7 protein-coding genes are annotated in these 9,056 nt (G+C 70.3%); 5 read left to right on the top strand and 2 right to left on the bottom strand.

What is annotated here, in order from left to right:
* A partial coding sequence (locus C5O18_RS10350; RefSeq protein WP_206389713.1) for a hypothetical protein occupies nt 1-281 on the bottom strand: 281 nt, incomplete at its 3' end.
* Nucleotides 282-462: 181 nt separating this feature from the next.
* Between C5O18_RS10350 and C5O18_RS03575 the strand changes: the two genes are divergently transcribed.
* Both C5O18_RS03575 and C5O18_RS03570 read left to right on the top strand, forming a co-directional pair.
* The gene (locus tag C5O18_RS03575; RefSeq protein ID WP_158249255.1) at nt 463-2,946 is read left to right on the top strand and encodes a penicillin-binding protein 1A; all 2,484 of its coding nucleotides are present in this window, start codon (nt 463-465) and stop codon (nt 2,944-2,946) included.
* 92 nt (nt 2,947-3,038) lie between these two features.
* A complete protein-coding gene (locus tag C5O18_RS03570) occupies nt 3,039-3,869 on the top strand; it encodes an SDR family oxidoreductase (RefSeq protein ID WP_105191525.1) in 831 nt (276 codons plus the stop codon).
* A 102-nt stretch (nt 3,870-3,971) separates the two neighbouring features.
* On the opposite strand, the gene C5O18_RS03565 is transcribed toward C5O18_RS03570, so the two are convergent.
* Complete coding sequence (locus C5O18_RS03565; protein ID WP_241146724.1) at nt 3,972-6,248, bottom strand: primosomal protein N'; 2,277 nt, start codon at nt 6,246-6,248, stop codon at nt 3,972-3,974.
* A 38-nt stretch (nt 6,249-6,286) separates the two neighbouring features.
* Between C5O18_RS03565 and C5O18_RS03560 the strand changes: the two genes are divergently transcribed.
* The 3 genes from C5O18_RS03560 (at nt 6,287) to argS (ending at nt 8,887) form a co-directional block, all read left to right on the top strand.
* Entirely contained in the window at nt 6,287-6,559 is a 273-nt protein-coding gene (locus C5O18_RS03560) for an NF038104 family lipoprotein (RefSeq protein WP_206389712.1), read from the top strand.
* A 237-nt stretch (nt 6,560-6,796) separates the two neighbouring features.
* On the top strand, nt 6,797-7,012 hold the full coding sequence (gene rpmE, locus C5O18_RS03555; protein WP_105191529.1) for a 50S ribosomal protein L31: 216 nt from the start codon (nt 6,797-6,799) through the stop codon (nt 7,010-7,012).
* Between the two features lie 114 nt (nt 7,013-7,126).
* The gene (argS, locus tag C5O18_RS03550; RefSeq protein ID WP_105191521.1) at nt 7,127-8,887 is read left to right on the top strand and encodes an arginine--tRNA ligase; all 1,761 of its coding nucleotides are present in this window, start codon (nt 7,127-7,129) and stop codon (nt 8,885-8,887) included.
* Nucleotides 8,888-9,056 lie beyond the last annotated feature (169 nt).

The raw sequence follows: 9,056 nt of genomic DNA, 5'->3' as shown, positions 1-9,056 counted from the left end.
CGCCCCTGCACGGACTCGCTGATCAGCACCGGCAGGCCCGCTGATGCCGCCAGCTGCTCCAGCACGCCACGGAGATCGGCATCGCGCAGGGCCAGACTGGCGCCCCTGCCGGACACCATGCCGGCGACACGCGCAGGCGCCGGCCCGCCAACAGCCCCATTGACAGCCCTGCCGGCCATCTCGCTGCCGGTCGCCGCCACGTCGGCCGCGACCGGCAGCAGCAGCGCACCGCACAGCAGCGCGTGCACGCGGCGCCAGCCGCGACGTTGCCTGTGTTCCATGCCGACCTCCCTGTCAGCCGGCCGCCCGTGCGGCCATGACCGAGGTCTAGCAACACCGCCGGCCATCCGCAAACGTCATGAAGTCAGCGCAATCTCCTTTATACTGTCGCCGCCCGATCCGCCGCCGCCCCCGCCGGGACCGCGCCGGCCGTCCTGCCCCCGTTCCCGCGAGGCCGTTGCAATGACCGCTGCCCCCTCCTCCTTCCGATTCCTGCGCTGGCTGGGCCTGGGCCTGACGGGCATCGCCCTCGGCGCCAGCGGCTCCTACCTGGCGCTGACGCCGCAGCTGCCGGACATCTCGACCCTGAAGCAGGTGCACTACGAGACACCGCTGCAGGTGCTCACGCGCGACGGCAAGGTGATCAGCGAGTTCGGCGTCAAGCACACGCTGCCGCTGACCTACAAGCAGGTGCCCAAGCCCTTCGTGCAGGCCTTCCTGGCCGCCGAGGACGACCGCTTCTTCGAGCACGAGGGCATCGACTACGCCGGCCTGGGACGCGCCTTCACGGAGATCCTGACCACCGGCAACATCCGCTCCGGCGGCTCGACCATCACCATGCAGGTGGCGAAGAACTACTTCCTCAGCAACGAGCGCACCTTCAGCCGCAAGTTCACCGAGATCATGCTGGCCAAGCGCATCGAGGACTCGCTGACCAAGGAGGAGATCCTCGAGCTGTACCTGAACAAGATCTACCTCGGCCAGCGCGCCTACGGCATCGGCGCCGCCGCCAAGATCTACTACGGCAAGAGCGTGGACCAGCTCACCCTCGCCGAAATGGCCATGATCGCCGGCCTGCCGAAGGCGCCGTCGGCCTACAACCCGGTACGCAACCCGCAGCGCGCACTGATCCGCCGCGACTGGATCCTCGGCCGCATGCTCAAGCTCGGCTACATCAGCCAGGCCCAGCACGACGTCGCCGCGAAGGCGCCGGTCGGCCTCAACTTCAAGGGCAGCCTGCAGGACGTGCAGGCGCCCTACCTCGCCGAGATGGTGCGCGAGTCACTGCTCGAGCGCTTCGGCAAGGATGTCTACGACACCGGCTACAAGGTCTACACCACGGTCGATTCGCGCAACCAGAACGCCGCCACCGAGGCGGTGATCGCCGGCCTGCTGGCCTATGACCAGCGCCACGGCTGGCGCGGGCCCGAGGCCAAGGCATCGGCCACGCCACTGAAGTCGCTCAGCCGTGTCGGCGGCCTGGAGCCGGCGCAGGTCACCGGTGTCGGCGAAAAGACGCTGACCGCCGAGCTGCGCACCGGCGAGCGCGTGATCGTGCAATGGGACGACCTCAAGTGGGCGCGCCGCTACATCAGCGTCAACAGCATCGGTCCGGTGCCGAAGAACGCGCGCGAGATCGCCGGTGTCGGCGACATCGTCCGCCTGCAGGCCGTGGGCAAGCGCTGGCGTCTGGCGCAGATCCCGCAGGTGCAGGGCCAGCTCATCGCCCTCAACCCGGAGAACGGCGCGCTGGAAGCGGTGGTCGGCGGCTTCGACTTCGGCCAGAGCAAATTCAACCGCGCCGTGCAGGGCTGGCGCCAGGCCGGCTCCACCATCAAGCCGCTGATCTACGCCAAGGCGCTGGAGCGCGGCTACACGCCGGCCAGCCTGATCGACGACGCGCCGCTGACCTTCGGCAACTGGTCGCCAAGCAACGCCGACGGCGAGTTCATGGGCCCGATCACCCTGCGCCGCGCGCTCTACCTGTCGCGCAATCTGGTGTCCGTGCGCCTGCTGCAGGCCGTCGGGGTCGAGGAGGCGCGCGAGTACCTGAGCCGCTTCGGCCTGGAGAAGTCGCGCCTGCCCAGCAACCTGACGTTGTCGCTGGGCACCGCCGAAGTGCTGCCGCTGCAGATGGCCACCGCCTACGCGGCCATCGCCAACGGCGGTCTGCGCGTGAACCCGTATTTCATCGAGAAGGTCGTCGACCGCAACGGCCGCATCATCTTCCAGGCCGAGCCGCGCAAGGTCTGCCGCGCCTGCGAACTGCCGGCGCCGACCCCGGTGACCATGGCCGACGGCAGCACCGAGCCGGTCGAGGGCAGCGAAGTCATCGCCGCCGACGGCAGCAGCACGACAGCGGGCGGCGACGGCACGCCGGGCAGCATCAGCGGCAGCGGCGGCAACATCGCCGTGGTCCAGCCGGTTGGCCAGGCCGGCGCGCCGGACTACCCGGTGGCGTTGCGCATCATGCGCCCGCGCGCCTCGTGGCAGATGTACACCATCCTGCAGGACGTGATCCGGCGCGGCACCGGCCGTGGCGCGCTCAGCCTCGGCCGCAGCGACCTGGCCGGCAAGACCGGTACCACCAACGATGCCCGCGACGCCTGGTTCGCCGGCTTCAACGCCGGCATGGTGGCCGTGTCCTGGGTCGGCTTCGATGATCCGAAGAGCCTCGGCCGCAGCGAATACGGCGGCTTCGCGGCACTGCCGATCTGGACCCAGTACATGACCACGGCGCTGCGGGGCATGCCGCACAGCATGCCGCCTGCCCCGCCGGGCATGAGCTCCGCGCGCATCAACCGCCTTACCGGCGAGTCGACCGACAGCGACGACCCCGAAGGCATCGACGAGTGGTTCCCGAACGAGCTGACGCCCGCGCCCAAGCCTCCCGCGGCACCAGCGGAAGACCCCGCCCTGCTCTTGCCAGCACCCGTGCTGCCCTGACACTATCGAAAACAGCCCGGCACACGGCCGGGCTTTTTCACGACACGCAGTGACCAATTGGTCACGAATCAGGACAAAAAGAGGATTCAGCGATGACCCAGTGGCGAGGACGCACCCTGTTCATGACCGGCGGCAGCCGCGGCATCGGCCGCGAGATCGCCCTGCGCTTTGCCCGCGAAGGCGCCAACATCGTGATCGCAGCCAAATCGGACCAGCCGCATGCGCGCCTGCCGGGCACCATCCACTCGGTGGCCGAAGAGATCCGCGCCGCCGGCGGCCAGGCCCTGCCGCTGGCCGTCGACGCCCGTGACGAAGCCCAGCTGGTGCGCGCCATCGAGGACACCGTGGCGCATTTCGGCGGCATCGACGTGGTGGTCAACAACGCCGGCTTCCTCGGCGTCACGCCGGTGGCCAATACCAGCACCAAGCACTTCGACCTGATGCACGGCCTCAACACGCGCGCACCGCTGATCACCCTGCGCGAAGCGCTGCCGCATCTGGCCGAGCGCCAGGGCCAGGTGCTCAACCTGTGTCCGCCGATCAACCTCGATCCGGGCTGGCTGGGTGCCTTCGCGCCGTACACGGTGACCAAGTACGGCATGACCCTGCTCAGCCTCGGCTACGCCGAAGAGGTGCGCAGCAAGGGCATCCAGGTGCGCACGCTGTGGCCGGCGACGCTGATCGCCACCGCCGCGGTCGGCATGACCGCCGGCGATGCCGGGCTGTCGGTGTCGCGCAAGCCGGAGATCATGGCCGACGCCGCCTTCGCCCTGCTCGACCAGCGCCAGACCTTCGGCGACCAGGTCAGCTGGCTGGACGAGGATGCCCTGCGTCACCTCGGCGAGACCGACTTCGACCGCTACGCCAACGTGCCGGAGAACGCCGGACGCATCCAGCGCGACTTCTATATCGGCACCTACTGAGGCTGTGCGGGCGCTTGTGTTCTGGCGGGGGAGAGGGGGCGGGAAAAACGCCTGCGCTACGATTTCCCGCCCCCTCTCCCCCGCCAGAACACACCCGTCGTGTCAGCCGAGTTCCTGGGGGTCGACGTCGACGGACCAGCGCACCTGGCGTGCAGCCGGCAGCGTATCCAGCCAGGGCACCAGCGTCGCCAGCAGCGCATGCAGGCGCCGGCGGTCATCGCACTTCAGCAGCAGGTGCACGCGATGCATGCCGGCCTTGCGCGCCATCGGCGCCGGCACCGGTCCCCAGGCCTGCACGCCGCCACCCTGCTGCAGCACCGTCATGGCGGCCTGCTGCAGGAAGGCCAGCGGCAGCTCGGCGCGGGTCGCCTCGGCGCGCAGCAGCGCCAGGTGGCCTGACGGCGGCAGGCCCAGCAGAGCCCGTTCCTCCAGCAGCATCCGCGCGCAGGCGCTGTAGCCCTGTCCGAGCAGCACCGCGAACAGCGGATGCTCAGGCTGGTGTGTCTGCAGCAGTACCTGGCCCGGCCGTTCGGCGCGACCGGCACGCCCGGATACCTGGACCAGCTGCTGCGCCAGCCGCTCCGGGCCGCGGAAGTCGGCACTGAACAGGCCGCCATCGCCGTCGGGAATCACCACCAGCGTCACCGCCGGGAAGTGGTGGCCCTTGGCCAGCATCTGCGTCCCTACCAGGATCGCCGCGCCGCCCTCGTGGATGCGCGCCATCATGGCCTGCAGCGAGCCCTTGCGACGCGTGCTGTCGCGATCCACGCGGTGGATGGCCACGCCCGGGAACAGTGGCGCCAGGCCATCTTCCAGACGCTCGGTGCCGGCGCCGACCGGACGCAGATCGGTGCTGCCGCAGTCCGGGCACTGGCGCGGCGGGCGCTGCTCGCTGCCGCAGTGATGGCAGTGCAAGCGGGGCGGATCGCGATGCAGGGTCGGCCTCGCGTCGCAACGCTGGCAGCCGGCCTGCCAGCCGCAGTCATGGCACATCAGCACCGGGGCGTAGCCGCGCCGGTTGAGGAACACCAGCACCTGCTCGCCGCGCGCCAGCGTGGCCTTCATGGCTTCGTGCACCGCCGGTGCCAGACCTTCGACCAGGCGATGGCCGCGGACATCGATCAGGCGCACGCCGGGCGAGCGGGCGCCGCCGGCACGGCGAGCCAGCGTCAGCAACCGGTAGCGGCCGGCGGCGGCATTGGCCAGGCTCTCGAGCGCGGGGGTCGCGGAGCCCAGCAGCACCGGGATGTCCTCGAGCTGGGCCCGCCGCACCGCGACATCGCGCCCGTGGTAGCGGAAGCCCTCCTGCTGCTTGAAGGAGAGATCATGCTCTTCGTCGACGATGATCAGCCCCGGCCGCGCCAGCGGCGTGAACACCGCCGAACGCGTGCCGATGACAATGCCGGCCTCGCCCTCGCGTGCCGAACGCCAGGCCTGCAGGCGCTCGCGGTCGGTGAGCCCGGAATGCAGCACGACCACCGGGCAGCGGTAACGCGCCTGGAAACGCGCCACGGTCTGCGGGGTCAGGCCGATCTCGGGCACCAGCACCAGGACCTGCCGACCCTCCGCCAGCACCGGCGCCATGGCCTGCAGATAGACCTCGGTCTTGCCGCTGCCGGTGATGCCCTGCAGCAGCCAGGGATGGAAGCCCCGCAGATCGCCGATCACCGCAGCCACCGCCGCCTGCTGTTCGTCATTCAGCGCCAGCGCCGCCTCTGCGAGCAGCGGCACTGGCCAGGCATCGGCGCCCGCCGCCCGTCCGGCGGCGACCGCCACGCGTCCCGCCAGCTCCTTGTCCGCCAGCGCCTGCAAGGCCTCGCGGCCGATGCCCAGGCCCTTCAGCGTGGCATCCGCCAGGCCGTCGGGATGCGCCTTCAGCATCGCGTGCGCGGCCTGCTGGCGCGGCGCGCGCTGCAGGCCGTCATCCGCCAGTGCCAGACCGCGCGGCGTCAGGCGCCAGACCGGGGCCGGCTCGACGCGCAGCGGTTCGCCCTGGCGCACCAGCACCGGCAGCATCTGGCTCAGGGCATCCCCCAGCGGATGCTGGTAGTAGTGCGCCGTCCACAGCGCCAGGCGCCAGAGCGCCGGCGGCAGCACCGGCGCGTCATCGAGCACCGCCTGCACCGGGCGCAGCTTCGCCTCCGCCACCGCCGGCTCGGCGGCCTCCTCCAGCACCAGCGCCACCAGCTGCTGCCTGCCGAACGGCACGCGCACGCGGACGCCCGCGGCCGGCACGCCATCGGCGGCAAGGGCGGCAGGCAGGCGGTAATCGAAGGCCTGGCGCAGGGGGGAAGGCAGGGCGAGCCGGAGGATGGTCATGCGGCGGGAGGGTACCACCGCTGACACCCGCTTGCGCAGGCCCGGGACGCGCGCCGGCATCGGCGCTATGATGGCGGCAAAACGACAGGCACCATGTCATGACCCGACCCGTACCCCTGCTGGCACTGCTGGCCCTCACCCTGCCTCTGTCCGGCTGCATCGTCTATGACGTCGCCGAATTCGCCGTCGGCACCGTCACCACCGTGGCCGGCGTAGGCGTCAAGGCGGTCGGCGCGGCCGCCGGCGCCGTGATCCCGGACGATGACGACGAGGACGAAAAGGCACAGGCAAAGAAAGACAAGGAAGCACAGCGCAAGCAGGAGGCGGCCCGGAAAGCCGGCGAAGCGGCGGATGCCGACGCCGCGCGCTGACGCCTCGCCACCGCCTCTTGCCAACGGCCCAGCCGCCGGGCACTTGGCTATTTCCTGTACATGCCCTAGAATTCGCGCCCTTGTTGTGCCTGGCCGCGATGAAGATACCTTCGCGGTGGGCCAAGAGAATGGTCCGGCTTCGTACCTGTCCGTCTGCCCCGCCCCGCCGCGAGCCGGCCCGCGCGGCCCGGCAGGAGCGCGAAGCCCCCTCAACCCGTTCCTTGATAGGTGATAGCCATGCGCGCCGACATCCACCCGAAGTACGAACCCGTCACCGTGACCTGCTCCTGCGGCAACGTGTTCGAAACCCGTTCAACCCTGGCCAAGAACTTCAGCATCGACGTGTGCTCCGCCTGCCACCCGTTCTACACGGGCACGCAGAAGGTCGTCGACACTGGTGGCCGTATCGACAAGTTCAAGCAGCGCTTCGGCGCCCGCAGCTTCAAGAAGTAAGCAGCGCGGTCGCCACGCACCAGCGTGGACAGAGAAAGGCGGGAGCCCCGGTTGGGGCCCCGCCTTTTTTTATTGCTACAATCGCCGCCGATCTACGCCCCGGACCCGTCCCCGATGAAGCACCTGCTCGAATCCCTGCTCGCCTCCGCCGTCGCCACCCTGCGCGCCGACGGCGTGCTGCCCGCCGACTTCGCCCCCGTCATCCAGTTCGACCGCACGCGCGACAAGGCGCACGGCGACTGGGCCACCAACCTCGCGCTGGCCTCGGCCAAGGCCGCCGGCCGCAAGCCGCGCGACATCGCCGAGGCGCTGGTCGCTGCGTTGCCGGCCGATGCCGCGGTGAGCAAGGTCGAGATCGCGGGCCCGGGCTTCATCAATTTCTTCCTGTCCGCCGATAGCCGCTTCGCCGCCGTGCAGCAGATCCTCGCCGATGCAGCGGCGTTCTCGTCGCCGGACATCGGCCAGGGCGAGAAGGTGCTGCTGGAGTACGTGTCGGCCAACCCGACCGGCCCCATGCACGTCGGCCACGGCCGCGGCGCCGCCTACGGCTCGGCGCTGGCCAACCTGCTGCGCGCCACCGGGCACGCGGTCACCACCGAGTACTACATCAACGACGCCGGCCGCCAGGCCGACGTGCTGGCGGTGTCGGTCTACGCCCGCTACCTGGAAGCCTGCGGCGAGACCGTGCAGGTGCCATCGCGCGCCTACCCGGCCGACTACGTGAAGACCTGCGCCGAAGCGCTGCTGGCGCGTGACGGCCGGGCCTACTTCCGGCCCTGGGCCGAGGTCGTCGCCGGCCTGCCGGAAGACCCGGAAGGTGACGGCGACGAGATCAAGGCGCGCAAGGAAACCTATCTGGACGCCATCATCAGCCGCGTGCGCGACCTGCTCGGCGCCGACTACCGCAAGGTGCAGGACTTCGGCCTCGATACCCAACTCGCCGACATCCGCGCCACGCTGGACGCCTTCAATGTCAGCTTCGACGCCTGGTTCTCCGAGCGCACGCTGGCCGAGGGCGGAGCCATCGACAAGGCCATCACGCGCCTGCGCGAACGCGGCCATGTCTACGAGCAGGATGGCGCCATCTGGCTGCGCACCAGCGCGCTGGGCGACGAGAAGGACCGCGTGCTGGTGCGCGACAACGGCATCCACACCTATTTCGCCGCCGACGTGGCCTACCACCTGGACAAGCTCGACCGCGGCTTTGACGCCCTGATCGACGTCTGGGGTGCCGACCACCACGGCTACATCGCGCGCGTGCGCGCCGCCATCGAGGCGCTGACCGGCCAGGGCGACCGCTTCCACGTGGCGCTGATCCAGTTCGTCACGCTGTCATCCGGCCGCATGGGCAAGCGTTCTGGCAATTTCGTGACCCTCAAGCAGCTGATCGAGGAAGCCGGCAACGACGCCACCCGCTTCTTCTACCTGACGCGCTCGCCGGAGCAGCACCTGGAGTTCGACATCGACCTGGCCCGCTCGCAGACCGCCGACAACCCGGTCTACTACCTGCAGTACGCCCATGCCCGCATCAGCAGCATCTTCCGCGAGCTGGACACGCGCGGCTGGCAGTTCGACCAGGAAGCCGGCCTGGCGGCGCTGCCGGCGCTGGGCGACAGCGGTATCGAGGAGCTGGTCAAGCGCCTGTCGGCCTGGCCGGAAGCGGTCGCCAACGCGGCCCGCAACCGCGCGCCGCACCAGCTGACACACGCCCTGCGCGAACTGGCCCAGGAATTCCACGGCTACTACAACGGCAACAAGATGCTGGTCGACGACGCCGGCGAGCGCAACGCGCGCCTGACGCTGAGCCTGGCCGCGCAGAAAGTGCTGGCCAACGGCCTCGGCCTGCTCGGCGTGGCCGCGCCGGACCGCATGTGATCCCGGCGGAGACCGTATTGTCATGAGCGCTCGTCGCACGCCCCGGGGCGCCAGCCGCCCCACCCGCAAGCAGGCACCGGCGCGTCCGCGCGGCGGGGCATCGCGCACGCCTGCGCGCGGCAGCGGCAATGGCAGCGGCGGCATCCGCAAGGGCCGCCTGCTTCTCGCC

Source organism: Amnimonas aquatica (assembly GCF_002943415.1).
GTDB classification, from domain to species: Bacteria; Pseudomonadota; Gammaproteobacteria; order Pseudomonadales; family Moraxellaceae; genus Perlucidibaca; species Perlucidibaca aquatica_A.
The sequence above is the reverse complement of the archived record's forward strand: the minus strand, read 5'-3'. Positions and strand labels throughout refer to the sequence as shown.

Excerpts from the sequence above, each read along its gene's own strand:
- C5O18_RS03570 (WP_105191525.1), top strand. The coding sequence starts at position 3,039 with ATGACCCAGTGGCGAGGACGCACCCTGTTCATGACCGGCGGCAGCCGC.
- argS (WP_105191521.1), top strand. The coding sequence starts at position 7,127 with ATGAAGCACCTGCTCGAATCCCTGCTCGCCTCCGCCGTCGCCACCCTG.
- C5O18_RS03575 (WP_158249255.1), top strand. The coding sequence starts at position 463 with ATGACCGCTGCCCCCTCCTCCTTCCGATTCCTGCGCTGGCTGGGCCTG.
- C5O18_RS03560 (WP_206389712.1), top strand. The coding sequence starts at position 6,287 with ATGACCCGACCCGTACCCCTGCTGGCACTGCTGGCCCTCACCCTGCCT.
- rpmE (WP_105191529.1), top strand. The coding sequence starts at position 6,797 with ATGCGCGCCGACATCCACCCGAAGTACGAACCCGTCACCGTGACCTGC.
- C5O18_RS03565 (WP_241146724.1), bottom strand. The coding sequence starts at position 6,248 with ATGCCGGCGCGCGTCCCGGGCCTGCGCAAGCGGGTGTCAGCGGTGGTA.